Here is a 25,454-nt window from a genome sequence, read left to right on the forward strand (position 1 = left end):
TCACGGCTTCGCGTAAACCTCTTCGAGCGAGCGGGAGCGGGTGATCCACTCCCGGCTCGCCGAAGGAAAATCCTTCTCGCCGGCGAACCGGACGCGGACTGCGGCGTCCATGCCTGCCGCGCGCATCGGCAGAACGAAATTCTGCGCAACGGCCCGACGGGTCGCATCGCGCGCCAGCGACATCGGGATCGGTGCGCGCGCCTGCCGCAGCAGCTCGGCTTGGCCCGCACGGCGGTTCGCCGCATCCAGCGTCTGCGCAGCGTCCGTCAGCCGCAGCAGCAACCCGCCACTGTCATACTCCTTGATCCGCGTCAGATCGATCTGCGGGCCGACGGTCTCGACGTCGGGCAGGGTGACGAACAGTTCCTTGCTCTTGGCCGCCCAGCGCACATCGGCATCCTTGAGCCGCGCCATATCGACTTCGTAGCGGACGAGGCCCGGCATGATCAGCGTCTTTTGCGCGGACAGGCCGAATCGGCTCTGCTTTGAGGTCACGACCGCGACATAGCTGGCGGTGAAGGCGGACAGACGGTTCTGCTCGCGCAGGCCCTGCAGGCTGGCGGATACGATCGTTTCGGGCTTCGGGTCGACGATCGCGTCATAGCGTCGACCGAGCGACCATCCGAGAAGCGCCACCACGACCACGATCGTCAAACCGGTCGCCAGTCCGACCCATAATCCTACACGTCGCCGCACATATATCTCCTTCGCGTCCCGAGATGGGGCAGGGGAACGGCGTTGTGAAGGTCAGTCGGCGGTAACGATCTCGGCGAGGATCGCGTCGAGCAGCAGCATACCGGCTTCGGTGACACGCAGCGCGGTGCCGTCACGAGCGACGAGGCCATGCCCGGAAAGCTTGTCGACCGCCGCTCCATTCACGAGCCGGTCGATCGGCTGACCCGTGCGCGCGGCGATCGCGGCAAGGTCGATCCCTGCATTGAGACGCAGGCCCATCAGCAGCGCCTCGCGGGCACGTTCGGCTGCGCTCAGCACGTCCTCGATCTGGATACCATGCCCGTGCGCGTCGACCCGCGCGATCCAGTTTTCGGGCTTCTTGTGGCGTGCGGTCGCGACGCCGGCACGGCGGCCGTGCGCGCCGGGGCCGACGCCGGCATAGTCGCCATAGCGCCAATAGGTCAGGTTGTGCCGGCTCTCTGCTCCTGGCCGCGCATGATTGGACACCTCATAGGCCGGAAGCCCCGCCTCGCGCATCTGGGCGCGGGTTTGCTCGAACAGATCGGCGGCGCTGTCACTGTCCAGCGTGGGCAGATCGCCTTTCGCGAAGCGCGCCGCGAACTGCGTGCCCGGTTCGATTGTGAGTTGATAGAGCGACAGGTGTTCGGTCCCGTAGCCAAGTGCCAGGGTGAGTTCGCTTTCCCATGCCGCGGCACTCTGGCCGGGGCGGGCATAGATCAGATCGAAGCTCACCCGCGCGAAATGGCGCTGCGCCGTCTCCAGCCCGCGCAGCCCTTCGGTGGAGTCGTGGGCGCGGCCGAGAAAGTGGAGCGTCTCGTCATCTAGCGCCTGCAATCCCAACGAGACGCGGTTGACGCCAGCCGCCGCAATATCGCCGAAGCGGGCGGTTTCGATCGAGTTCGGATTGGCCTCGAGCGTGATCTCGATATCGTCGGCAAAGGTCCAGTGCTGGCCCGCCGCTTCGATCAGCGCGGCAACCGTCGCGGGGGGCATCAGCGATGGCGTTCCACCCCCGAAGAAGATCGATGTCAACTTCCGTCCGGGGAGCAGCGCTGCCTCATGCGCCAGATCGGTGAGCAAAGCCGTGCGCCATGCGTCCTGGTCCACGGTGTTGCGGACATGGCTGTTGAAGTCGCAATAGGGGCATTTGGCGACGCAGAAGGGCCAGTGGATGTAGAGGGCGAGCGCGCCCTCCTGATCGGCTCGGATCAAAACACCGCCGCGACGAGCTTGGCAAAGGCATCGGCGCGGTGGCTCATCGCGTGCTTCGCCTCGGGCTCGATCTCGCCGAAGGTCTGCTCCATGCCCAGCGCCTGGAACATCGCGTCGTAACCGAAACCATTGCTGCCACGCGGTGGCCAGACGAGCGTTCCGTCGACGCGGCCCTCGAAGCTTTCGACATGGCCATCGGGCCAGGCGATCGAAAGGGCGCAGACGAAATGTGCGTCGTGGCCGGATTCGGGGCCTTTCTCGGAAACGCGCGCATTCACGCGGCGCATCGCCTCGGCAAAGTCGCGCGTGCCGTCTTCCATCTCGGCCCAGCGCGCCGAAAAGATACCCGGTTCGCCACCCAGCGCCTCGACGCACAGTCCGCTATCGTCGGCGAGCGCGGGCAGGCCGGTCAGATCCGCCGAAAAGCGCGCCTTCAACTCGGCATTGGCGACGAAGCTGGTGCCGGTTTCCTCGGGCTCGGGCACGTCCATCGCCGCCGCCGATACCGTCTCGATCCCGTAAGGCGCGAGCAGTTCGGCGATTTCCTTGAGCTTGCCCTTGTTGTGGCTCGCGATAACGAGCTTTCCCGGGGCGAGCTTGCGATGGGGTAGCTCGATCGTCACCGACCGACGGCCTTGCGCTGCTCGGCGAAGATCTGGTTGCAGCCGATGCGGGCGAGACGAAGCAGGCGGAGGAGGGCTTCCTCGTCATAGGTCGCGCCCTCGGCGGTCGCCTGCGCCTCGGCGATGTTGCCATTGTCGAGCAGGACGAAGTTCGCATCGGCATGCGCGTTCGAATCCTCTATATAGTCGAGGTCGAGAACAGGCGTGCCTTCGTAGATGCCGCACGAGACCGCACCGACCTGCGCGGTGATCGGATCCTCGGTGATCAGTCCGGCCGCCATCAGCTTGTCGACCGCAAGGCGCAGTGCGACCCATCCGCCCGAAATCGATGCGGTTCGGGTGCCGCCGTCGGCCTGGATCACGTCGCAGTCGATCGTGATCTGGCGCTCGCCCAGCTTGGTCATGTCGACCACCGCGCGCAAAGAACGTCCAATAAGACGCTGAATTTCCTGCGTACGTCCCGACTGCTTGCCCTTCGCCGCTTCCCGGCTGCCGCGCGTGTGGGTCGCGCGGGGCAGCATGCCATATTCGGCCGTGACCCAACCCTGGCCCTTGCCGCGCAGGAAGGGAGGGACGCGCTCCTCGACGCTGGCGGTGACGAGCACCTTGGTGTCGCCGAACGAAATCAGCACCGAACCTTCGGCGTGGACGGTAAAACCGGTTTCGATCGCGATCGGGCGCATCTGATCGGGGGTGCGGCCGGATGGGCGCATGGGGCTATCCTTCTTATGATGTGGCCGGCTCTTTAGGCGTCGGGCGCGCGCGGAGCAACGGGAGTTGAGCAGCGCTCCACCTTTCCCTATCTCTCATGCGTGAGCGGACCTCCTGTCACTGAACTATCGACCCGAGCACGCGAGGTATTTCGCGTGGTCGTCGAGAGCTATCTGGGATCGGGCGTGCCCGTCGGATCGCGCACCATTGCGAAGCTCGCGGCGCTCAATCTGTCGCCGGCCTCGATCCGCAACGTGATGCAGGATCTGGAGGAACTGGGGCTGCTGGAGGCGCCGCACACCTCGGCGGGCCGCATGCCGACGCAGACGGGCCTGCGTTTGTTCGTTGACGGCATGATGCAGACGGCGGAACCGTCGGCCGAGGAACGCGCGGCAATCGAGGCGCGCGCGGCGCGCGGTGGACCGATCGAGGAGGCATTGGCCGCGACCAGCGCAGTCTTGTCCGGCCTGTCTGCCTGTGCCGGAATCGTGCTGGTTCCGCCCAATGAGCCGGTGTTGCGCCAGTTCAGCTTCGTTCCGCTGTCGCGCGAGCAGGCCGTCGCTGTGATGGTCGGGCATGATGGCAGCGTCGAGAACCGCGTCGTCGATCTTCCACCAGATATCCCGCCCAGTGCGCTGGTCGAGGCCGGAAACTTCATCAGCGAACGGCTAGCTGGCCTGACGCTAGGCGAAGCGCGCCTGCGGATGGAGGCGGAGATCGGCCGGGAACGCGCGGCGCTCGACAAGGCGGCCGCGGCGCTTGTCGAGCGCGGGCTGGCCATCTGGTCGCAGGATGGCGCGTCGCGGCCCGTGCTGATTGTGCGCGGGCAGGCGAACCTGATCGATCCGGGCGACGCCGCCGATCTGGAGCGGGTCCGCCAGCTGCTCGACGAGATTGAGGGCAAAGAAGAGATTGCCCGCCTGCTCGAAAGCGCGCGCAGCGGGCAGGGGATGAAGATCTTCATCGGTGCGGAGAACAAGCTGTTCTCTCTGTCGGGATCATCGGTGATCGCAGCGCCCTATCGCGGCATCGACGGTCGCGTTGTCGGCGTGGTGGGGGTGATCGGGCCGACCCGGCTCAATTATGCGCGGATCGTGCCGATGGTCGATTTCACCGCGCAGGCCCTGACCCGGATGATGACCTGAGCGACGTCAGGCCGCGTCGCGCTGTCGGCTCTTGGTCACGATGGCGAGGACGTCGAGTTCGCTGAGAGGGGTGTCGAACTGGATACCGAAGCGATTGCCTTCGACCCAGCGAACGATGGCAGGCACCTCGAGATGCTGCCGCTCGATCACCAGCTTGCAGCCGACCGGAAGCGGTGGATGCGCGTTCAGCATCGCGCCGCCGCGTGAAATGTCGAGCAGGACACCGCCCAGCTCGCCATGCACCGAGTAGAGATTGACGGCGAGCATGATGCGATGACGCCCGTAGCGCCGTGCTTCATTCTCTTCGCTGTCATCGATCAGGTTCATTGTCTCTTTCCGTCAGTGTCGACTCTGATGGTTCCGAAACGATGCCCGGATATCCCTAACAATCGGCTAATGGCGCGATCATTCTGTCGCATTTCGGCGATCCGTTCGCAGCGCGAATATTCCGTGCGAAGCGATGTCCGTCGCGTTTGGCATGGCTAGGCTCAGGCTTTTCGGCCGGAGGACTCACTATGCTGCCCCAGACCCCCTTCAATCGCGTGCCGCGCGAGACGATGTCCCCCCGCCATCAGGGCAGTTGGGATCGATCGCAGGAACTCCACGGCGACACCAGCTTCGTCGAGGTGATGACGAACGCGCCGCAGGTCTATGACTGGTATAACGATGCCTTCTACCGCGATCTGTTCGCTTCCGGTCGACTCGATCCCAAATTGGTCGAGCTCGTTCGCCTTCATCTCGCCGGGCGGCATGGCTGTGCATCGTGCAACCGGTCGGATTGGGCGGCGGCGATCGCGGCAGGCTATAGCGAAGAGCAGCTCAATGCGCTGGCCGACTACGAGAATGGTCCGTTCGAGGAGCGTGAGCGTGCGATCCTGGCGCTGGCGGACGTCATGGCGCTCGATAACGCCGCGGCGGTCGTCACGCCGGAGCTTTACGATCGGTTCAAGCGATCTTTCAGCGATGCCGAGCTGGTCGAGTTCGGAGTGATCATGGCGGTGCTGACCGGCATGGCGAAGTTCATTCTCGCCTTCGACCTGCTCGAACGGCTGCGCACCTGCCCGTTCCGGCCGCCCGAATCCCGCGAAGCCTGAAAAGGTGGGGCGGTCCATCGACCGCCCCGACCCGATCAGCTGGCGACCTTCGCGTCCACCGGCGCCTTGCCGCGCTTGACCATCATCTTGTTGAGAGCGTTCACATAGGCACGCGCCGATGCAACCATCGTGTCGTGATGCGCACCGCGCCCGCGCGTGGTGCGTCCGTTTTCCGAGAGGAGGACCGACACCTCGGCCTGCGCGTCTGTGCCGCCGGTGACGGCATGTACCTCGTAGCGCTCCATGATCGAGCTGTCGTGCGGCACGATCATGCGGATCGCGTTGAACAGTGCGTCGACGGGGCCGTTGCCGCGCGAGGTCACGGTCTTGTCCTCGCCATCGACCTCGAGGGTCAGGATCGCACGCTGCGGACCGTTCGAGCCGCAGTAGATCTCGACTTCCTTGACCTGGATCGCGGCGTGGCCGCTGTTCACCTCATCGTCGACCAGCGCGACGATATCCTCGTCGTAAACCGCCTTCTTGGCGTCGGCGAGTTCCTTGAAGCGCGCAAAGGCGTCCTGGAAAGCATTGTCGCCCAGTTCGTAGCCGAGTTCCTGCAGCTTCTGACGGAAGGCGGCGCGGCCCGAATGCTTGCCCATGACGAGGCTCGACTGGGTGAGGCCGACGCTTTCCGGCGTCATGATCTCGTAAGTCGAAGCGTCCTTGATCATGCCGTCCTGGTGGATGCCACTCTCATGCGCGAAGGCATTGGCGCCAACGATCGCCTTGTTCGGCTGAACCTGGAAGCCGGTGATGCCCGAGATCAGCCGCGAAGCACGCGTGATCTCGGTCGACACGATGTTGGATCGCACCGGCATCACATCGTGACGGACCTTCAGCGCCATCGCGATCTCCTCGACCGCGGCATTGCCGGCGCGCTCGCCGATGCCATTGATCGTCGATTCGACCTGTCGCGCGCCTGCCATCACCGCCGCGAGCGAGTTGGCGACCGCGAGACCCAGGTCGTTGTGACAATGGGTGGAGAACACCGCGAGATCGGCGTTCGGCACCCGGCCGATCATGTCGCGAAACATCGCACCATAGGTTTCGGGCGTCGCGTAGCCGACGGTATCGGGCAGGTTGATCGTCCGCGCGCCGGCCGCAATCGCGGTTTCGATCGCTCGCGCCAGGAAATCGGGATCCGATCGTGTCGCATCCTCGGCCGACCACTCGACATCGGGGCACAGGTTGCGCGCCAGGCGGACGGTTCGGTCGATTGCCTCCAGAACCTCGTCGGGGCTCTTGTTGAGCTTGACGCGCATATGGAGCGGCGATGTGGCGATGAAGGTGTGGATGCGCGGGCGCTCGGCATGCTGCACGGCTTCCCAAGCGCGCTCAATATCGGCGGTCGCGGCGCGGGCCAGCGAGGCGATGGTCGCACGCTTGCACTGACGCGCAACTTCGCTCACCGCCTCGAAATCGCCAGGTGAGGCGATCGCAAAGCCCGCCTCGATGATGTCCACGCCCAGCGTTTCGAGCTGGGCTGCAACCTGCAGCTTTTCCTCGAGATTCATCGAACAGCCGGGAGACTGCTCGCCATCGCGCAGGGTGGTATCGAAAATCAATATGGTGTCGGTCACGGAACCTGCTCCTGTTGCAGGATGGTCTTGTCGGGCTGCGGTTCAGAACCCCTTAGACGCCGTGGCTTGAAGGATCCGCCCCGGACCCCAAGCGAAATCGCGCGCCTAAGGGCGCGTAAGTCGAAGCAGGAGAAGGGCGCGATAATGCGTCATTGGTGCGGCGGATACATCGAAAGCTGCGCGCAAGTCCAGTCCGTAGATCGGATTATTGCGGCGAAGGCGGGGCGTAGGTTTCGATGAGGAGCGAGGACCGCTTCGATCGCTTCGCCCGGTACATCAGCCGATCGGCCGCCGCGATGATGTCCGTCGCCAAGCAGGATGTCTTATCTGGAATGGCGACGGCACCGGCACTGACCGAGATCGGCCAGCCGCAGGCCTCGGCATCGCTCTTGATAGCCTGACACGCCTCGTCGATCAGCGGGCGGGCTTCCGCTTCGGCCGTGTTCGGAAGGATCATCACGAACTCGTCCCCGCCAAGGCGGGCGAGCCGATCGCCACGGCGCCGTGAAGCGATCAACGTTTCGGCGATCGAGACGAGGCAGCGATCGCCCTCGTCATGGCCGAGCTGGTCATTAACATTCTTGAAGCCGTCCATGTCGAGGAAAGCGAGCACGAAGGCTTCGCGGTCACTTCCCGGGTCGACCATCTGGTTGAGCAGTTCGATCAGCCCACGCCGATTGAGCAGGCCGGTCAAACTGTCGCGCCGCGCCGCCTGCTCCGCGATCTTGCGCGCGCTGATATCCTCGACCACCGCGACGAAGAATTCGGGCGCGGCGGCCTGATTGCGCACCAGTGAGACGGTAAGGTTGACCCACACCGTCTCGCCATCGCTCCGGATGTAACGCTTTTCGAGCGTATAGCTGTCGGCAGCCCCGTCGATCAGTTCGGCGACATGATGCTCGTCGATCTCCAGATCGTCGGGATGGGTGATCTGCTGGAATCCGCCCGCAAGCAGCTCATCGTTCTTGTAACCGGCAATCTCGCAGAAGCGTTGGTTGACGCGCATGAAGCCGCCATCCGGCCCCACATGTGCCATGCCGACCGCCGCCTGCTCGAATGTCGCGACGAAACGGCGATCGGCGCTCTCATGTCCTTCGCTCGCCTCCAGATGCGCGCTGCCCAGGAAGGCGAGGGCGAGCGGCCCCGCGAGCAGGCGGATCGCAAGCTGATGCTCCTCGGTGAAGGCGTCGGGCCTTGCCGCCCCGATCTTGAGCACGCCGACATGGCCGGCGCGAAAGGGGATCGGAACCACCGCCACCGACCGGGCGCCAAGCCGGGCGATCATCGGTGCGAAGCCCCCGCCGGACCCGATATCGGGATCATACATGTAGCGGCCTTCGCTCAGCGCAATCTCGGCCGAATGGGTAACTCCGTCGAGCCGCCGCCCGGCCAGCGTTTCGAAGCTGCCGCGCGCCGCCCGACAGATCAGACCTGCCGGTTCGGTGACAGCAACCAGCACGCCGTCGGCGCTGGGCACCAGCCGCAAGGCGCCCTCCAGCACCGCGCCGATGGCCAGCTCGACATGGCCATCGGCGGCGGCGATCACCGATTGCAATGCGAGCAGCGCCTGTGAGAGGCGCAGTTCGGTTACGGCAAGGTCGCCTTGGGCATCTTCGTGGAGCAACGATCATCCCTCAAAGGAGAGCCAATACGTAGCGTTAACGAAGATGAACGAAAATCCGCAATCGAATGTGCAATGCAAAGCATTGCAACACGCTTAAGCGGGCTTTTCGAACGCCACGCTGATGGTCAGCGGCACGGCATCCGGCACCAACGGGATGCCATAGCTCACGCCGAAGTCGCTGCGCTTGATCGTGGTGGTAGCCTCGAACCCGACCTGTTCGCTATTCGCCTTGGTCATCGGGTTGAACATCTTGCCCGCGCCGACGAAATGCGCGTCGAGCGTGACGGGCTTGGTGATGCCCTTGATGGTGAGGTTGCCCGCGATCACCGCTTTGGTGCCGCTGACCTTGACCGAGGTCGATTCGAAGTGTGCCGTCGGGAACTTCGCAGCATCGAAGAAGTCCGCACCCTTCAGATGTTCGTTGAGCTTCTCATGCGTCGTTACGACGCCCGCGATCGGCACGTCGATCGACACCTTCGCCTTATCGGGCGCCTTGGGGTCAAGGGTGAGCGTGCCGCTGATGTCGCCGAACAGGCCGCGATAATAGCTGAAGCCCAGGTGCATGACGTTGAAACCGACCTGGGTATGGCCTGGATCGGCCTTGTAGGTGCCGGCGGTGACGCGCGAGGGATCGGCCGCACCGGGTGCTTCCTTGGGCATTTGCGCGATCACGGGCAGGGCGATCAAACCGCCGACGGCGGCGAGGATCAGAGGCGTCTTCATCATCGACTCTCCGGACATGGAAAAGGGGCGGCGCGACCATAGCCGCACCGCCCCCTTAAACCGATAGCGAACCGAAACGATCCGGCTCTTTTCCTGACCGGATCAGTTCTTGGTCTTGTCGACCAGCTTGTTCTTGCCGATCCACGGCATCATCGCGCGCAGCTCCGAACCAACCTTCTCGATCGGGTGGGCAGCGGCGGCCTTGCGGCTGGCCTTCAGTTCGGGCTGGCCGGCGCGATTGTCGAGAACGAAGTTCTTCACGAAACGGCCCGACTGGATGTCGGCGAGAACGCGCTTCATCTCGGCCTTGGTGTCGGCGGTGATGATGCGCGGGCCGGTGACGATGTCGCCATACTCGGCCGTGTTCGAGATCGAATAGCGCATGTTGGCGATGCCGCCTTCATAGAGCAGGTCGACGATCAGCTTGGTTTCGTGGAGGCACTCGAAATAGGCCATTTCGGGAGCGTAGCCCGCCTCGACCAGCGTTTCGAAACCCGCCTGGATCAGGTGAGTGATACCGCCGCACAGCACAGCCTGCTCGCCGAACAGATCGGTCTCGCACTCTTCCTGGAACGTCGTCTCGATCACGCCCGAACGGCCGCCGCCGACAGCGGACGCATAAGAGAGGGCGACGTCATGCGCGTTGCCGCTGGCGTCCTGGTGGATCGCGATCAGGCAGGGCACGCCGCCGCCGCGCTGATATTCCGAACGCACGGTGTGCCCCGGGCCCTTCGGCGCGATCATGAACACGTCGATGTCCTTGGCCGGCTCGATCAGCCCGAAATGGACGTTCAGGCCGTGCGCGAAGGCGATCGCTGCGCCCGACTTCAGATTCGGTGCGATCTCGTCATTGTAGATCTGCGCCTGATGCTCGTCGGGGGCGAGGATCATGATGATGTCGGCCCAGGCCGCAGCTTCGGCGACCGACAGCACCTTGAAACCGGCCTCTTCGGCCTTCTTCGCGGTGCCCGAACCGCCGCGCAGCGCGATCGCGACTTCGGCAACGCCCGAGTCACGCAGGTTCTGCGCATGGGCATGGCCCTGGCTGCCGTAACCGACGATGGCGACCTTCTTGGTCTTGATGAGGCCGATGTCGGCATCACGATCGTAATAGACGCGCATTTCAATTCCCTTTCCGAAATCTTGGGGGCGGCCGTTAGCGGCCGTTCGCCTCTCCTGAAAGCTTTTAAAGTGCCTCTTTGCCGCGAATGATCGCGGCGACGCCGGTGCGCGCTACCTCGACGAGGCCAACCTCACGCATCAGCTCGAGGAATTTGTCTATCTTTTCGGGGTTTCCGGTCACTTCGAAGATGAAGCTCGAAATCGTCGAGTCCACGACCCGGGCGCGATAAACCTCCGCCAGGCGAAGAGCCTCGATCCGGTGATCGCCGGTACCGACGACCTTAACCAGCGCCAGTTCGCGTTCGACATGCGGGCCCAGCACGCTCAGGTCGGTGACCTTGTGGACCGGGATCATCCGGTCGAGCTGTGCAACCACCTGATCGATGACGTGCGGGGTGCCCGTCGTCACGATCGTGATCCGGCTGATCTTCTCGTCCTCGGTGACGTCGGCCACCGTCAGGCTGTCGATATTATAGCCGCGCGCCGAAAACAGCCCGGCGATACGGGCCAGAATACCGGCTTCGTTGTCCACGGTCACGCTGAGCGTATGCCGCTCGGTGGCCTCCTGCTTGATATGCATGGGATCGTCCCTGATCGAATTTTGTCGGTGGATGGCGGGGAGGGGATCAGACGAGCGCCTTGGCCTCGTCGTCCATCTCACCGACCACATCATCGGCCTCGAGGATCATGTCGACGTGCGAAGCACCCGACGGGATCATCGGGAAGCAATTGGCAAGCTTGGCGACGCGGCAGTCGACCATTACCGGCCCGTCATGCGCGAGCATGGCAGCGATCCCATCGTCGAGCTGATCCGGTCCCTCGATCCGCAGACCCATCCAGCCATAAGCCTCCGCCAGCTTCACAAAATCTGGCAAAGCATCACTGTAAGACTCTGAATACCGGCCCGCATAGGTCAGATCCTGCCACTGCCGGACCATGCCCATATATTCGTTGTTCAGGATAAATATCTTCACCGGCAGGCGATATTGGGTCGCCGTGCCGAGCTCCTGGATATTCATCTGGATCGACGCTTCGCCCGCGATATCGATCACGAGCGCATTGGGATTGCCCAACTGGGCGCCGATTGCAGCGGGCAGGCCATAGCCCATCGTACCCAGACCGCCCGAGGTAAGCCACTTATTCGGCCCTTCGAAGTCGAAGTGCTGCGCGGCCCACATCTGATGCTGGCCGACCTCGGTCGTGATGATCGGCTTGAGCTTGTGTGTCGCCTCCCACAGCCGCTTGATGGCGTGCTGCGGCATGATCTCCTTGGTCGAAGCGCCATATTTCAGGCTCTTTTTAGCGCGCCACTGGTCGATCTGCGCGAACCATGGCTTCAGGTCCTGCGCCATATGCTGGCGCGCCTTCCACAGCTTGACCATATCCTCCATCGCTCGGCCGACGTCGCCGACGATGCCGACATCGGCGCGCACGATCTTGTTGATCGAGCTGCGATCGATATCGACGTGGATCTTCTTGCTTTGTGGCGCGAATGCATCGAGGCGGCCGGTTACGCGATCGTCGAAGCGCGCACCGAGACAGACGATCAGGTCCGCCTGGTTCATCGCCAAATTCGCTTCATAGGTGCCATGCATGCCGAGCATGCCGAGCCACTGCGACGACGACGCGGGGAAGGCGCCGAGTCCCATCAGTGTCGACGTGACGGGCGCGCCCGTGACACGGGCCAATTCGCGCAGGATCTGGCTCGCCGCCGGACCCGAGTTGATCACGCCGCCGCCGGTATAGAGCACGGGGCGCTCGGCGGCCGCGATCATCTCTACCGCGGTTTCGATCAGGGTCGGATCGGCCTTTACCTGCGGGCGATATCCCTTGTGCGGCATCTCCTTCGTGGTCGGCTTGCGATAGGTGGCGGTCGCGACCTGCACATCCTTGGGCAGATCGATCACCACCGGACCCGGACGGCCCGAGGTCGCGATGTGGAACGCCTCGTGGATCACGTCGCTGAGCTTGGCCGGATCCTTCACCAGATAATTGTGCTTGGTGCAGTGGCGGGTGATGCCGACCGTGTCGCATTCCTGGAACGCGTCGGTGCCGATCAGCGGTGTTCCCACCTGCCCGGTGATGACCACCATCGGGATCGAATCCATCAGCGCGTCGGCGATACCGGTCACGGCATTCGTCGCGCCCGGCCCGGAGGTCACCAGCACCACGCCCGGCTTACCGGTCGATCGCGCATAGCCTTCGGCCGCATGCGCTGCGCCGCCTTCCTGACGGACGAGGATGTGGCGAATCCGCTTCTGCTTGAACAGCGCATCATAGATCGGAAGGACCGCGCCGCCGGGATAGCCGAATACGACCTCGACGCCGAGATCGGTCAGCGCCTGGATCAGGATATCAGCTCCGGAAAGCTCGGCAGTCATCGTTCGGTCCTCGTTCACGCTCGAAATGCTCGGAGACGCGGGGTTTACCGCATCCGGGAGGGGCGACCTAGAGATAATAAACTAATGTGTCAACACATCTTCGCGTAATTTAATTGCGATTTTATCGATCAAATTGGCATCAAGATGCGCGCCGATCCGGGGCCATTCGGGCGGGAGTTGGTGGCGGAACCACGTATATTGCCGCTTGGCATATTGGCGCGTCGCGGTCTGGGCGCGCTCGATCATCACTTCGCGGCTGATGTCGCCCGCGCGCCATGCGGCGATTTCGGGCACACCGATCGCGCGCATGGCGGGAAGGGTGGGATCGAGTTCGCGCGTCATCAGCGCCTCGACCTCGGCCACGGCACCTGCGGCCAGCATATGTTCGAAACGCGCATCGCACCGCGCACGCAGCCATTCGCGCGGTGGCAGCAGGATGACGGGATATGTCGAAACTTCTTGTGAGATTCCCCCCTCAAGTCGTTCTTGCCATTGGCTTATCGATTCCTTGGTTGATCGTATCACCTCGAGGGCTCTGGCGATCCGCGTGGTATCGCTCGGCCGCAATCGTGCCGCCATGATCGGATCCTCGACCGACAAGGCGGCGTAATTCTCAGTGACGGATTGTCCGCGAACTGTGGCGCGGATCGCCGGATCGATCTCCGGCACAGGTGCGATCCCAAACAGCAGGGTGCGGATGTAAAGGCCGGTGCCGCCTACGATGATCGGCAAACGCCCCGCATCGTGCACTTCGGCAATCGCGGCACGTGCATCGGCCGCCCAATCCGCTGCCGAGCAGGCGTCGGCCGCATCGCGATAGCCGAACAGGCGATGCGGCACCGTGGCCTCGTCCTCGACGCTCGGTCGCGCCGAAAGCACGCGCAGGTCGGCATAGACCTGCGATGCATCGGCATTGATCACCACGCCGTTCGCGATCCCGGCTAGCGCCATCGCGAGAGCGGACTTGCCGCTGGCCGTCGGCCCCGCAATAAGCGCGACCGGTTTACGATCCGGAGAGACGATTGTGTTCATCGCCACGCTGATAGCATCGGAAAAGCTGGGGCAGGGCGATATTTCCGCCGCCGCCGATCGGATCGCGGCCACCGGCGCGACGCCGGGCACGATCAGTTGGATAGAAGACGGCGTCGCATGCGACATAGCCTTCGATGGCGATCCCAAGGCGGTGCGTGCTGCGTTGGAAGGCGCCTTCGCCGGAACCGATGTCGTGGTGCAGGAGGCCGCAAGGCGCCGTCGCAAGATGCTGATCGCCGATATGGATTCGACGATGATCACGATCGAATGCATCGACGAACTGGCCGATTATGCCGGGATCAAGGCGCAGGTTTCCGAAGTGACCGAGCGCGCGATGCGCGGCGAACTCGATTTCGAAGGCGCGCTCGACGCCCGTGTGGCGCTGCTCAAGGGGCTCGACGCAAGCGTGATCGATCGCTGCCATGCCGAGCGCGTCGTCATCATGGGCGGGGCCAGGCCGCTGGTTCGCACGATGCGCGCCAACGGCCACGACTGCTATCTCGTCTCGGGTGGGTTTACGGTGTTCGCCGATCGCGTGGCGGAAGAGATCGGTTTCACCCGCGCGCTTTCGAACACGCTGGATATCCAGGGCGGCGTACTGACTGGCACGGTCGCCCGCCCGATTGTGGGAGCGGCGGCAAAGCGCGAAACCCTGCTCGCCGAGGCCGCGGCGCATGGTCTCGATCCGGCCGATTGCCTCGCGGTCGGCGACGGCGCGAACGATATTCCGATGATCGAAGCGGCAGGGCTGGGCATCGCTTATCACGCCAAGCCGAAGACGGCGGCGGCGGCTTCAGCGCGTATTGATCACAATGACTTGCATGCGCTTCTTTATGCACAAGGTTATAAGCGCGCGGATTGGGTAGCCTAAGCTGCCATATCCGCGATGATGGCGTTGAGCGCGAAGGCGACCGCCGCCTCACCGCCGTCGAAATCGATTCGGATGCCGTCGGCATCGATCGTCGAGACCCGGCCCTTGATCGCGCCCGCATCCGGGTGATGTAGCTCGACGGTCATGCCGGTCGGCGGCACGATCGTCGTGTCGACCTGCGCGCCACTGCCCGAAACCGATCGCAGCGCCACCGTCGAATTTTCATGGCCGACGGTGAGGGTGCAGAGTCGTCGCCGGCGCCACGGCGTCGCCATGGCATGCGCGGGGCTGATCTTTTCGTAGAGCATGCAAAATCCGTATCCGTTGTACGGACCCGGTTTAGACGGCAACGCCTGCCATTCGGTTAAAGCGGCGCTTACCCCCCGGTAGGGAAACAGCCCGTAACGGCACCCGCCGCTGCCGCGCATGCCTGGCTCGCCGCCGCACGGGTCGCGAACGGCCCGGCCTGCAGTCGCGTCATCGCGCCGTTCGGCACATAGAAGGGCGTCAGGCCCGAAAGCCCGCCCGACTTGCTCATCTTCGCCCACGCCGTCTGTGCGGCGCCGGGCGTCGAAAAGGCGCCGAGCTGGATTTTCCACTTGCCACCCGAACTCGCCACAGCGGCGGGCTTAGGCGCGGCCGGCGTCGGAGCCGGTTTGACGGGAGCCGTGACTACCGGCTTGGGCGGCGGGATCGTCGCGGTGGCGACAGGCTTGGGTGCTGCGCTCGCGAGCTTCGACGGGGCAGGTACAGGCGACGGAGGCGAGGCGGGCACGTCGGCTCGGCCGACCGTCGACGGGGCTGGCCCGCCCGCCACTCCGCGCGAATTGCGCATCGTCAGGGGGCTGCTGCCCGTGCCCTGATCGACCATCTTGAGCTGATCGGTGCGCTCCATTTCCTTCGCGATCGCGAGGCCCGACTGCTTCTGATTCTCGGGAATCAGCTGATCCATCTGGGTCAGGCTCGTGCTCGCCGCGCCGATGCCCTGCGCCTTGGCGCGCGTCATATAGGCATAAGCCCGCGACCAGTCTTTCGGCAGCGAATCGCCGTTGAAATAGGCGGTGCCGACCACGTATTGCGCGCGCGCCTCGCCATGATCTGCTGCTTTCTTGAGCCAGGTCATCGCCTCATCGCGCTTGCCCGACTGGAACAGTTGGAGGCCCAGCGTGGCCTGTGCCTGTTCGTGATCGGCGGTCGCGGCCTTGCGATACCATTCGGTCGCCGCATTCGAATCCTGGGGCACGCCGCGGCCCAGCTTATAGGCTTGGCCCAGATTGAACTGCGCGTCGGGATCGCCGGCGGCGGCAGGCGCTTTCCACTCAGCCACCGCCTTGGGATAGTCGCCGGCGAGCCAGGCATCGACGCCTTCCTTCACCCCTGCGAATGCCGGCCCCGTCATGGCCGTGCTTCCGATCAGCAACGCGACTGCCCAAGCCTTCATTACCACCGCCTCAAATCTCCCCGTCCGGGCAGGGTGATAGCGACTTTGTGACCGGCTCGCGACAGGGAATTCTCTTAAAGAACGTCGTTAACACTTCCTTAGCGGCGGCCGTGCGATGCGGGTGGGGAGGGCGAATTGCGCCCGCAGGACATGGGGTTGAACATGCGCAAGTTGTTGGCGTTCGCGATGGCGGGCTTGAGCGTTGCGGCGACGGGCTGCGCGATGACGGCACAACATCCACGCGTTGCGCTATCCCAGCCCACAGGGCAGCGTGCAGCCGCCACGGCCGCAAGCGCGGCGCAGGAAGCGCTGCTCGCCCGTAACCCTCTTCTCGCGGTCGTTCAGGCTGAGAACGCTGTCGGCCTTGCCCCGCAGGACGCGACCTATCGCGCACTGCTCGGCCGCGTCTATCTTGCCAATGGCCGCTTCGGTTCGGCCGAGACGGCCTTCGGCGATGCTCAGGCGCTGGACGCCACGATGGGTCGCGTAGCCGTGATCAAGGCGCTCGCCGAACTCGCTCAGGGCAAGGACGACGCCGCGCTCGCAACGCTCGATGGCCTCAAGGCCGATCAGGCCGATGCGGAAGCCGGCCTCGCGCTCATGCTCGCCGGCCGTCGCAAAGAAGGGCTGGAGATCATGGAGTCCGCCGCCCGCGCGCCCGGTGCCGATGCCCGCGCCCGTCAGAACCTCGCTCTGGGTTATGCCCTGCTCGGTCGTTGGGATGCCGCCTCGGCCACCGCCGCGCGTGACGTGCCCGCCGATCAGCTTCCCGATCGCCTCCGCCGCTGGGCGCAGATCGCCGCGGCGCAGGACAGCGCACAGCAGGTCGCAGCCCTTCTTGGTGTCGCACGGGTCGAGGACCCGGGCATGCCGACCGCACTCGCGCTCGTCGCTCCGGCCGAACCCGCACCGATGCTCGCGGAAGCCACCCCCGCGCCTCAGCCCGAAGTGGTTGCCGAACCAGTCGCACCCGTGGCGATTGCAGAGCAGGCACCGATCGTTCAGCGCTCGATCGCGCCTGCGCCCATCATGGCCGTCGCTACGGTCGAGAAGGCACGCGCTACTGCTCCGGCGCGCCTCGCCGCACCAAAGGCTCGCCCCATATTCGCCATGGCCAGCAAGCCCAGACTGCGCGCACCGACCATCCGCACCGGCGGCTTCACCGTTCAGTTGGGAGCGTTCAGCACGGCGCGACGCACCGAAGCCGCATGGGGCCACATCGCAGGCAAAGCAGGCTATCTCGCCGCTTATACCCCGTCGGGCTCGGATTTCCGCGTGGGCAAGGCGACCCTCTATCGCCTCTCGGTCGGCGGCATCGCCACCCGCGCCGAAGCTTCCAAGCTGTGCACGCGCATCAAGGCCGCGGGCAGCACTTGCTTCGTCCGGACGACCGCCAACGACCGCCCGCTCGAATGGGCGCTCCGCCGCGAGGACGCGCGCCGCGCCTGATCTTCACTCTTCAGGAAAGTTAAGGGGCGATCCGGCTAGCCGGGTCGCCCTTCTCATTTGACGACTACGCCGCCCTTGATCGTCGTCAGCACCTTGCCCTGAACCGGCAGGCCATCGAACGGCGTGTTGCCAGCGCTGCCGGCCATGCGATCCGAATCGATTTTCCAGAAGGCGTCCGGGTCGAACAGTACAAGGTCTGCCTCCCCGCCCGGAGCGATCGTGCCGCCGGGCAGGCCGAGCAGATTGGCGGGCGCGGTGGAGAGCAAGGCGATCAGGTCGGGCAGGGCAATCACCTCGTCGCGGACGAGTGCCAGCGAAAGCGTCAGGAGCGTCTCGGCGCCCGACATGCCCGCTTCGGCGTCGGCATAAGGCAGGCGCTTTGCCTCGGGGCCGTGCGGATCGTGGCTCGAGCAGATCACATCAACCGTTCCGTCGCGGATCGCCGCGATCGCCGCCGTCACATCGTCGTTGTCGCGCAACGGCGGGGACAGGCGGGCGAAGGTCCGGAAACCGCCGATCGCGATGTCGGACAGCAGGAAATAGGCCGGCGAGATGCCGCAGGTCACGCGCACGCCGCGCGCCTTGGCCTTCCGCACCAGATCGAAAGCCGCGGTGGTCGACAACTGCCGGAAGTGGATGGCGGCACCGGTACGTTCGGCCAGCGCGATATCGCGCCCTACGGCCATCGCCTCGGCAATCGCGGGCGCCGCGGGCAGGCCAAAGCGGGTCGCCATCTCGCCCTCGGTCGCCACGGCGCCGGCGGTCAGCCCGCCATCCTCGGCATGCGCGATCACCACCAGATCGAGCGCGGCGGCATAAGACAGCAGGCGATACATTACGCCCGAGTCCGCGATCCAGCCCCGCCCGGTTGCCACAGCGCAGGCGCCCGCCGCCTTCATCAGCCCGATTTCGGCCAGGTCCGTGCCCATGAGCCCCTTGGTCGCCGCTGCGATCGGGTGAACCCACAAATCAGGCTTACCGGCAGCCGCAGCCCGCTGGACGAGCGCGGCGTGATCGAGGGCGGGCGATTGGTCGGGCATCAGCGCCACGCGCGTGACCCCTCCGGCCGCAAAGGCAGGCATGTCGATCGCGAAGCAGCCGACATCGACGAGGCCGGGCGCGATATACGCGCCCTTCGCGTCGAGCGTCTCGGCATCCGCCGGCGCGTCGATCGTGCCGACGGCTGCAATCATCCGATCGACTATAAGAATATCACCGGAAGCATCTGATTTAGCGATAGGATCTATTATCCGTGCATTACGGATTGCGAGAGGCCGGGTCATGCCCAACCCTCCACGCCGCGCCGTTTGCGCGTCAGCACGTCCAGGCAGGCCATGCGCACCGCGACGCCCATTTCGACCTGTTCGGTGATCGCCGATCGGGTCGGATGATCGGCGACGCTGCTCACGATCTCGACCCCGCGGTTCATAGGGCCGGGGTGCATCACCAGCGCGTCGGGCGCCGCACGCTCAAGTCGCTCGGGCGTAAGACCATAGAGCGCGTGGAACTCGCGCGGGGAGGGCAGGTAGGCGCCCTCCATCCGCTCGTTCTGCAGGCGGAGCATCATCACCACGTCGGCTCCATCGAGGCCAGCGTCGAAATCGTGGAACGGGATCGCGCCCATCCGCTCGATCGCGGCAGGCATCAAGGTCGGCGGCGCGACGACACGCACCTCGGCGCCCAGGGCGGTCAGGGCCAGGATGTTCGACCGCGCAACCCGGCTGTGCAGGATGTCGCCACAGATCGCGACCGTCAGCCCAGCGATATAGCCCTTGCGCCGTCGGATCGTCAGCGCATCGAGCAAAGCCTGGGTCGGGTGTTCATGCCGGCCGTCGCCGGCGTTGAGCACCGGACAGTCGACCTTGTCGGCGAGCAGTTGCACCGCGCCCGATGACTGGTGTCGCACCACGATCATATCCGCGCGCATCGCGTTGAGCGTGACGGCGGTGTCGATCAGAGTCTCGCCCTTCTTCACGCTAGACTGGCTGACCTGCATGTTGACGACGTCGGCGCCCAGGCGCTTGCCCGCTATTTCGAACGACAGCAGAGTGCGCGTCGAATTCTCGAAAAAGGCATTGATCAGCGTCAGGCCGGCGAGCCGGCTATCATGTTTGGTGGTGGTTCGATTGAGTGCGATCCACTGTTCGGCTTCGTCGAGCAGGAACGCGATCTCATGCGGCATGAGCCCGTAGATTCCCGTCAGATGCTGATGCGGGAAAGGGCTGGGGAGGTTCGCAGACATTAAAGCCGCGCCATAGGGCGAGACGCGCCAAAGCTCAAGCCGTACGAGGCTTGAAACCTTCCGCCGATGCGCGTCATGTGCCGTCAAAATATATATGGGAGAGCGAGTGATGCGGCTGGATGGAAAGGCGATCGTCGTCACGGGCGCCGGGCGCGGGATCGGCGCGGCTTACGCGAAGGCGCTGGGCACGGCGGGCGCGCGGATCGTCGTCAACGATATCGATGCCGAGTCGGCCGAATCCGTCGCCGACGAAATCCGCGCCGCCGGCGGCGATGCCATTGCCGAACCCAGCGATATCGTTCGATCCGAAAAGGCGGCGGCGCTTATCGATCGGTGCATCGCGGCATTCGGCGCGATCGACGGATTGGTGAACAATGCCGCAATCATGCTGCCTGCACGGCTCGAGCAGGACAGTCTCGAGAAACTGCGCGCGATGATCGACGTCAACATCGTCGGCACCTTCAACTGCGCGCGCGCCGCGATCGAACCCATGCTCGCGGCGGGGAAGGGGGCGATCATCAACGTCACCTCGGGCGCGCAGACGGGGCAGACCTATCTGGGCGGCTACGGCGCGACCAAGGGCGCGGTGGCATCCTTCACTTATGCCTGGGCGAGCGAGTTGAGGGACCGCGGGATCCGCGTCAATGCCATCTCCCCGATGGCCGCGACCGATATGTCGGGCGTGATGGGCACGCACCTGCGAGATCAGGGCATCGCCCGCGCTACCGGCCCCGCAATGCCCACGCCTGAAACCAATGCGCCGGTCATGGTCTATCTGCTGTCGGATCGCGCGGCGGGGATCACCGGCCAGGTCGTCCGCATCGACGGCACCCGCCTCAGCCTGATGTCTCACCCCGCCATTCGCGCGCCGATCATCGAGCGCGACGTGTGGACCGCGGATGCGGTGGCCGATGCTTTCGATGCGACGCTCGCGGCAAACCAGCTACCGACCGACGTGCATCTCTATGAGATCGGCACGGTCATCTAGCGCAGCTTCGCCAGCCCCATCTGCTGAAACCATGCCGCCAGAAGCGCGAAATAGGCCGGCGCGTTCGGCGAAACCCTCTTTGCAAAGGCCAGGTCCATCTGGTCCTTCGGATCGACGCCCAGCATCATACCATGATCGGCGCCGTCGATGACATGCGTGGTGACGTTGGGATAAAGCTTTTCCCGCGCCCGTAGTGCCGCGAGCGATGGCGCGACCGGCACCCAGGGATCGCCCTGCCCAAACAAAATCAGCGTCGGGATGCGCGATCCGTTGAGTGAGGCCAATGGATCGGCGCTGATCTGCCGCTTCCATTCGGGATCGTCGATGTTTCCCTTTAAGTAGAGCTCGCGATACCAGGGTTCGCCGCTGATTTTCACCTCGGCCGCCGCGGCTTCGGCGCGCGAAATCTTTCCACGCGTATAATCGTCGACGGCGGTGCGCGCACCGATCGCCGCATCGATCACGCTTTGCGGATAGCCACGCACGCGCAGGAGATTGGCGACGGCGAAATTCATCTGCACGTCGGCCGCCGCCATCGGCGCCGAGATCGCGACCGCGAAGGCTGCGCGCTGCTCCTTCGCGGCGGCCATGATCGTCAGCCATCCGCCTTGGCTCAATCCCCAGAAGCCGATCCGCGCCGGGTCCACGATAGGATCGCGCTGCAGCGTGGCGAAGGCCGCGACGGCATCCTCTGCCAGAAGATCGAAATTGCCCGGCGCCGCGCCGCCACTCGTGGATTCCCCCGAGCCGCGCCGATCATAGACGAACACTGCCATGCCGAGCCGGGGCAGCATTTCGGTCAGGTGATGGTAGAGCGGTTCGCTCCGCAGCGGTGCCTGCGCCCCGTGCAGCACGATTGCGGTGGCGAGCGATCGGCCGTTTGCCGGGTAGAAAAGCGTGCCCGAAAGCGTCGCGCCCTTGTGTTCGAACGTGATCGCTCGCTGCGCAACCGGGTTCTCGGAAGGAACCGTCCAGGGCAGATCGAGTGCCGCCGTCGCTGGCGCGGCGACGAGAAGGAAAGCGGTGGCACAAGTGAACCAGCGATATTTCATGGTCTGCGCTCCACTGATGGGGCGATGGCGGAAGAGGTGGGATTCGAACCCACGGTGAGCTTGCACCCACGACGGTTTTCAAGACCGTTGCCTTAAACCACTCGGCCACTCTTCCTTGCGCGCGGTTGCCCGCCGATAGTCCCGCTGCGCCCATTCGTGCAAGTCGCGCGACCACAATGGGTTCATCATCACGCGATGCTGTGGCAGGAGGAGGGCGTAACGAAGGGGACGAAATGGGTTTCGCCAAGACGGCATCGATCGCCGCGATGATTTGTTGGATGGCCGCGAGCCCGGGGCTGGCTCAGCCGGCTCAGGAACCAGATCCGTCGACCGTGATTGCGGGTGATGCGTCCACGGACGATGCCGCGCAGGTTATCGACACGCCCGCGCCCGTCGTCCCTGCGCAGGACATCGCGCTGCAGGGCTTCATCCGCACGCTCCGGCCCAAAGCGATCGAGCGCGGTGTTTCGGGCAATCTGTTCGATGGGGTCGTGCCCACGCTGACATACAATGATCGGGTCATCCGCCTCGATCGCGGACAGCCCGGCGCATCGTCGAGCCGTTCGGCCTCGCCCGATTTTGCACCCTATCTGGCCAGCCATGTCGACGCGAACCGGATCAATATGGGCAGATCGCGTTATGGACGGCTCCGCCCGCTTCTGGCGAGCATCGAGACCAAGACGGGCGTGCCCGAACAGATCATGCTTGCGATCTACGGGCATGAAACCGGCTATGGCACCTTCACCGGCAATTTCGATCTGCTCCGATCGCTCGCGACATTGGCCTTCGAAGGGCGGCGGCGCGATTTGTTCGCGGCCGAGTTCATCGACACGTTGCTGTTGCTCCAGCGCGGTATCCCGCGCGAGACACTGAAGGGCAGCTGGGCGGGGGCGACCGGCTATCCGCAATTCCTGCCCTCGGTCTATCTGCGGGTCGGTATCGATGGTGACAATGACGGCCGGGTCGACATCTGGCGCAGCGAGCCCGACGCGCTCGCCTCCATCGGCAACTATCTGAGCGACGCGGGATGGAAGCCCGGTTCGCCCTGGGGTGTCGCGGTGCGTGTGCCTGAAGGTTTCGATCGTGGCGCTGTGTCTCCGCTGATGAGTTCGCCACGTTGCCCGCGTGTCCACGCCCGCCACAGCCGCTGGCTGACGGTCGCCGAATGGCGGCAGAAGGGGCTGATGATGCTCGGCAGCCGCATTCCCGCCGACGACGAGCTGACGATGCTGATCGAGCCCGACGGGCCGTTCCGCACCGCTTATCTGCTGACGAGCAATTATCGCTCGATCCTCGATTATAATTGCTCGAATTATTATGCGCTGTCGGTGGGGCTGCTGGGTGACGCAGTCGGCAATTAAGCGGGGGCTTTCCCTCGCGCTGATGCTGTTCCTGGCGGCCTGCGCCTCGAACGAGCGGCCGCGTGGCAAATATCCGTCGCGTCCATCGACCAACCGCCCGCCACCACGCCCCTCGGGGCCGGTGTCCGATACGCCTGTCAAGATCGGCAAGCCTTATCAGGTCGCCGGGATCACCTATTATCCGGCCGACGACACCAATTATGACGAGGTTGGCTATGCCAGCTGGTACGGCGCGCAGTTCCACGGCGCGCCGACCGCCAATGGCGAACCGTTCGACATGGACCGCGTGGGCGCTGCACATAAGACGCTGCCGCTGCCGAGCTATGTCGAGGTCACTGCGCTCGATACTGGCCGCACGATCCTCGTCCGCATCAACGATCGCGGGCCGTTCGTGTCGAGCCGGATCATCGATCTGTCGCGTCGCGCCGCGCAATTGCTTGGAATCGAACGGGCCGGCGTTTCGCGCGTCCACGTTCGTCGGGTCTATCCTTCGGACAGCGACAGGCTCGCGCTGCGGTCGGGCCGGCCCGCCTCCGATCGCCACTATATCAGCCGGTCCGACCTTGCGGCACTGTCCGCCCGCTTCGTCGAGCGACGCCCCGATCCGCCCGCGCCGCCGCGTATCGCGGCCGCGATCCCGGCACCGGCCGTGCCGGTGGGCGGTACCTTCATCCAGGTCGCCGCCTTCGGCGATCGCGCGCGCGCCGAGGATGTCGCTGAGCTTCTCGGCGCGCGGATCGAGGCGGCAGGCGCACTGTGGCGGGTGCGGATGGGGCCGTACAAATCTGTGGATGAAGCAAACAGCGCGTTGGCACAGGTGCATGGGCGGGGCTATCAGGACGCAAGGCTGGTGAGCATCCCGGCCGCTCAAGGTTCCTCGGAGGGAAGAACGACGCCATGAAGCGCACCAAGACCGCCCTGCTTTCGCTGACTTTTGTGGGCCTCGCGCTGCCCGCGGAGGCCGCCGCGCCGCCGTTCGACACACCCGCACCAGTCGCCTTCATGAAGGATCTGTCATCGGGCGCCGTCCTCTACGCCAAGGACGCCGACCGCCGGATGCCCCCCGCGTCGATGGCGAAGATGATGACCGTCTATGTCGCCTTCGATCTGATCAAGAAGGGCGAATTGAGTCTCGACAAGATGATCACCGTCCAGCCCGAGACGTGGCGCAAGTGGCACGGCCCCGCCGCGGGCTCGACCATGTTTCTGTCGGCGGGCGAGCAGGTGAGCGTCGCCAATCTCCTCTTCGGCATCGTCACCTTGTCGGGCAACGATGCCTGCGTCGTGCTGGCCGAGGGGATTTCGGGCACCGAGCCCGCCTTCGTCGCGCTGATGAACCGCCGCGCCAAGGAAATGGGGCTGACCAACAGCAATTTCGGCACGTCGAACGGCTGGCCCGACGGCGGCGTTACTTATGTCAGCGCGCGCGATCTCGCGACGTTGGCCGAAAAGACGATCGAGGAGCATCCCAAGCTTTACAAGACCTTCTACAGCCGGCTTAATTTCACCTGGGGCAAGACGCTCGGCTCGGGCGCCGACATCACCCAGGCCAATCGCGATCCGCTGCTCGGCCGTGTCGCCGGCGCCGATGGTCTCAAGACCGGTCATACCGAGGAGGCCGGATACGGCTTCACCGGATCGGCCGAACAGAATGGCCGCCGCCTCGTCATGGTCCTGTCGGGTCTGACCGGCTTCAACCAGCGGATCGACCAGTCAGTCAGCTTCATGAACTGGGGCTTCGGCGCCTGGCAATCGAAGGTTATCGCCGCCAAGGGCCGCAAGGTCCAGGTCGCCGAAGTGCAGGGCGGGGACGCCCGCGAAGTCGCCTTGATCGCGCCGAAGAACCTGGCGGTCACGATCCCGGCGGGCCTCGGCGCCGACCTCAAGACCAAGGTCGTCTACAAGGGGCCGATCAAGGCACCGTTCAAGGCGGGGGCCCACATCGCGGATCTCGTCGTCACCGGCCCCGATCTGCCGCGCCAGACCCTCCCGCTCGTCGCCGCGAGCGACGTGGGCGAAGCGGGCTTCTTCGGCCGCATGGGCAACAACATCAAGGGGTTGGTGGGGCTTTGATGTTCAGTTCCTCGTCACTGGGAGGAGCCGGAGG

25 protein-coding genes and 1 tRNA gene are annotated in these 25,454 nt (G+C 64.8%); 8 read left to right on the forward strand and 18 right to left on the reverse strand.

From position 1 onward, the window contains the following. The 4 genes from FYJ91_RS00545 to rph are packed head-to-tail and all read right to left on the reverse strand — an operon-like array spanning position 1 to position 3,244. Positions 1-696 carry a DUF4230 domain-containing protein gene (locus tag FYJ91_RS00545; protein WP_181008288.1) on the reverse strand — a complete coding sequence of 232 codons (696 nt, stop codon included), beginning with the start codon at positions 694-696 and terminating at the stop codon, positions 1-3. A 51-nt stretch (positions 697-747) separates the two neighbouring features. Beyond that, the gene (hemW, locus tag FYJ91_RS00550; RefSeq protein WP_149520345.1) at positions 748-1,908 is read right to left on the reverse strand and encodes a radical SAM family heme chaperone HemW; all 1,161 of its coding nucleotides are present in this window, start codon (positions 1,906-1,908) and stop codon (positions 748-750) included. Next, positions 1,905-2,525, reverse strand: a complete 621-nt coding sequence (gene rdgB, locus FYJ91_RS00555) for an RdgB/HAM1 family non-canonical purine NTP pyrophosphatase (RefSeq protein WP_149521274.1) — start codon at positions 2,523-2,525, stop codon at positions 1,905-1,907. Before rdgB ends, hemW begins: the two co-directional genes overlap by 4 nt. A gap of 2 nt (positions 2,526-2,527) precedes the next feature. After that, the gene (rph, locus tag FYJ91_RS00560) at positions 2,528-3,244 is read right to left on the reverse strand and encodes a ribonuclease PH (RefSeq protein WP_149520346.1); all 717 of its coding nucleotides are present in this window, start codon (positions 3,242-3,244) and stop codon (positions 2,528-2,530) included. Between the two features lie 99 nt (positions 3,245-3,343). Between rph and hrcA the strand changes: the two genes are divergently transcribed. Beyond that, positions 3,344-4,387: a heat-inducible transcriptional repressor HrcA gene (hrcA, locus tag FYJ91_RS00565; RefSeq protein ID WP_149520347.1), complete on the forward strand. Its 1,044-nt coding sequence runs from the start codon at positions 3,344-3,346 to the stop codon at positions 4,385-4,387. A gap of 6 nt (positions 4,388-4,393) precedes the next feature. On the opposite strand, the gene FYJ91_RS00570 is transcribed toward hrcA, so the two are convergent. After that, positions 4,394-4,714: a PilZ domain-containing protein gene (locus FYJ91_RS00570; protein WP_149520348.1), complete on the reverse strand. Its 321-nt coding sequence runs from the start codon at positions 4,712-4,714 to the stop codon at positions 4,394-4,396. A gap of 188 nt (positions 4,715-4,902) precedes the next feature. Here FYJ91_RS00570 and FYJ91_RS00575 point away from each other — a divergent pair, with 188 nt between their 5' ends. Beyond that, on the forward strand, positions 4,903-5,481 hold the full coding sequence (locus tag FYJ91_RS00575) for a carboxymuconolactone decarboxylase family protein (RefSeq protein WP_149520349.1): 579 nt from the start codon (positions 4,903-4,905) through the stop codon (positions 5,479-5,481). A 35-nt stretch (positions 5,482-5,516) separates the two neighbouring features. Here the strand turns inward: FYJ91_RS00575 and FYJ91_RS00580 are convergent, their stop codons facing one another. The 7 genes from FYJ91_RS00580 to miaA form a co-directional block, all read right to left on the reverse strand. After that, entirely contained in the window at positions 5,517-7,061 is a 1,545-nt protein-coding gene (locus FYJ91_RS00580; RefSeq protein WP_149520350.1) for a 2-isopropylmalate synthase, read from the reverse strand. 205 nt (positions 7,062-7,266) lie between these two features. After that, positions 7,267-8,685: a sensor domain-containing diguanylate cyclase gene (locus FYJ91_RS00585; RefSeq protein WP_149520351.1), complete on the reverse strand. Its 1,419-nt coding sequence runs from the start codon at positions 8,683-8,685 to the stop codon at positions 7,267-7,269. Positions 8,686-8,778: 93 nt separating this feature from the next. Continuing rightward, entirely contained in the window at positions 8,779-9,411 is a 633-nt protein-coding gene (locus FYJ91_RS00590; protein WP_425473957.1) for a YceI family protein, read from the reverse strand. A gap of 99 nt (positions 9,412-9,510) precedes the next feature. After that, the gene (gene ilvC, locus FYJ91_RS00595) at positions 9,511-10,530 is read right to left on the reverse strand and encodes a ketol-acid reductoisomerase (RefSeq protein ID WP_149520352.1); all 1,020 of its coding nucleotides are present in this window, start codon (positions 10,528-10,530) and stop codon (positions 9,511-9,513) included. Between the two features lie 64 nt (positions 10,531-10,594). Beyond that, a complete protein-coding gene (gene ilvN / locus FYJ91_RS00600) occupies positions 10,595-11,110 on the reverse strand; it encodes an acetolactate synthase small subunit (protein ID WP_149520353.1) in 516 nt (171 codons plus the stop codon). Positions 11,111-11,156: 46 nt separating this feature from the next. Then, positions 11,157-12,911 carry an acetolactate synthase 3 large subunit gene (locus FYJ91_RS00605; RefSeq protein ID WP_149520354.1) on the reverse strand — a complete coding sequence of 585 codons (1,755 nt, stop codon included), beginning with the start codon at positions 12,909-12,911 and terminating at the stop codon, positions 11,157-11,159. 81 nt (positions 12,912-12,992) lie between these two features. Continuing rightward, a complete protein-coding gene (gene miaA / locus FYJ91_RS00610; RefSeq protein ID WP_149521276.1) occupies positions 12,993-13,943 on the reverse strand; it encodes a tRNA (adenosine(37)-N6)-dimethylallyltransferase MiaA in 951 nt (316 codons plus the stop codon). On the opposite strand from miaA, the gene serB reads away from it, so the two are divergent. Then, positions 13,936-14,814, forward strand: coding sequence for a phosphoserine phosphatase SerB (gene serB, locus FYJ91_RS00615; RefSeq protein ID WP_149520355.1), 879 nt, complete (start codon positions 13,936-13,938; stop codon positions 14,812-14,814). The two genes, miaA and serB, sit on opposite strands and share 8 nt — an antisense overlap. Here serB and FYJ91_RS00620 read toward each other — a convergent pair. Together FYJ91_RS00620 and FYJ91_RS00625 are read right to left on the reverse strand one after the other, a co-directional pair. Beyond that, positions 14,811-15,122 (reverse strand): hypothetical protein, encoded by a 312-nt coding sequence (locus FYJ91_RS00620; protein WP_246152336.1) that lies wholly within the window; start codon positions 15,120-15,122, stop codon positions 14,811-14,813. The genes serB and FYJ91_RS00620 overlap by 4 nt on opposite strands. A 68-nt stretch (positions 15,123-15,190) precedes the next feature. Next, positions 15,191-16,255, reverse strand: coding sequence for an SPOR domain-containing protein (locus FYJ91_RS00625; RefSeq protein ID WP_149520356.1), 1,065 nt, complete (start codon positions 16,253-16,255; stop codon positions 15,191-15,193). Positions 16,256-16,417: 162 nt separating this feature from the next. Between FYJ91_RS00625 and FYJ91_RS00630 the strand changes: the two genes are divergently transcribed. Beyond that, the gene (locus tag FYJ91_RS00630) at positions 16,418-17,704 is read left to right on the forward strand and encodes an SPOR domain-containing protein (protein WP_181008289.1); all 1,287 of its coding nucleotides are present in this window, start codon (positions 16,418-16,420) and stop codon (positions 17,702-17,704) included. 53 nt (positions 17,705-17,757) lie between these two features. Here the strand turns inward: FYJ91_RS00630 and FYJ91_RS00635 are convergent, their stop codons facing one another. Next, positions 17,758-18,987 carry a dihydroorotase gene (locus tag FYJ91_RS00635; protein ID WP_149520358.1) on the reverse strand — a complete coding sequence of 410 codons (1,230 nt, stop codon included), beginning with the start codon at positions 18,985-18,987 and terminating at the stop codon, positions 17,758-17,760. Next, the gene (locus tag FYJ91_RS00640; protein ID WP_149520359.1) at positions 18,984-19,946 is read right to left on the reverse strand and encodes an aspartate carbamoyltransferase catalytic subunit; all 963 of its coding nucleotides are present in this window, start codon (positions 19,944-19,946) and stop codon (positions 18,984-18,986) included. The genes FYJ91_RS00635 and FYJ91_RS00640 overlap by 4 nt, the downstream gene beginning before the upstream one ends. Before the next feature lie 109 nt (positions 19,947-20,055). On the opposite strand from FYJ91_RS00640, the gene FYJ91_RS00645 reads away from it, so the two are divergent. Then, on the forward strand, positions 20,056-20,934 hold the full coding sequence (locus tag FYJ91_RS00645; protein WP_181008290.1) for an SDR family NAD(P)-dependent oxidoreductase: 879 nt from the start codon (positions 20,056-20,058) through the stop codon (positions 20,932-20,934). Here FYJ91_RS00645 and FYJ91_RS00650 read toward each other — a convergent pair. After that, entirely contained in the window at positions 20,931-21,986 is a 1,056-nt protein-coding gene (locus FYJ91_RS00650) for an alpha/beta hydrolase family protein (RefSeq protein ID WP_149520361.1), read from the reverse strand. The two genes, FYJ91_RS00645 and FYJ91_RS00650, sit on opposite strands and share 4 nt — an antisense overlap. 25 nt (positions 21,987-22,011) lie before the next feature. After that, positions 22,012-22,101, reverse strand: a tRNA-Ser gene (locus FYJ91_RS00655). A 163-nt stretch (positions 22,102-22,264) separates the two neighbouring features. On the opposite strand from FYJ91_RS00655, the gene FYJ91_RS00660 reads away from it, so the two are divergent. The 3 genes from FYJ91_RS00660 to FYJ91_RS00670 are packed head-to-tail and all read left to right on the forward strand — an operon-like array spanning position 22,265 to position 25,420. Continuing rightward, complete coding sequence (locus tag FYJ91_RS00660) at positions 22,265-23,347, forward strand: lytic murein transglycosylase (RefSeq protein ID WP_149521278.1); 1,083 nt, start codon at positions 22,265-22,267, stop codon at positions 23,345-23,347. After that, positions 23,328-24,248, forward strand: coding sequence for a septal ring lytic transglycosylase RlpA family protein (locus FYJ91_RS00665; protein WP_246152339.1), 921 nt, complete (start codon positions 23,328-23,330; stop codon positions 24,246-24,248). Before FYJ91_RS00660 ends, FYJ91_RS00665 begins: the two co-directional genes overlap by 20 nt. Further along, the gene (locus tag FYJ91_RS00670; protein ID WP_149520362.1) at positions 24,245-25,420 is read left to right on the forward strand and encodes a D-alanyl-D-alanine carboxypeptidase family protein; all 1,176 of its coding nucleotides are present in this window, start codon (positions 24,245-24,247) and stop codon (positions 25,418-25,420) included. The genes FYJ91_RS00665 and FYJ91_RS00670 overlap by 4 nt, the downstream gene beginning before the upstream one ends. The last annotated feature ends 34 nt before the right edge of the window (positions 25,421-25,454 follow it).

This window comes from Sphingomonas montanisoli (genome assembly GCF_008274695.1).
Lineage (GTDB): Bacteria > Pseudomonadota > Alphaproteobacteria > Sphingomonadales > Sphingomonadaceae > Rhizorhabdus > Rhizorhabdus montanisoli.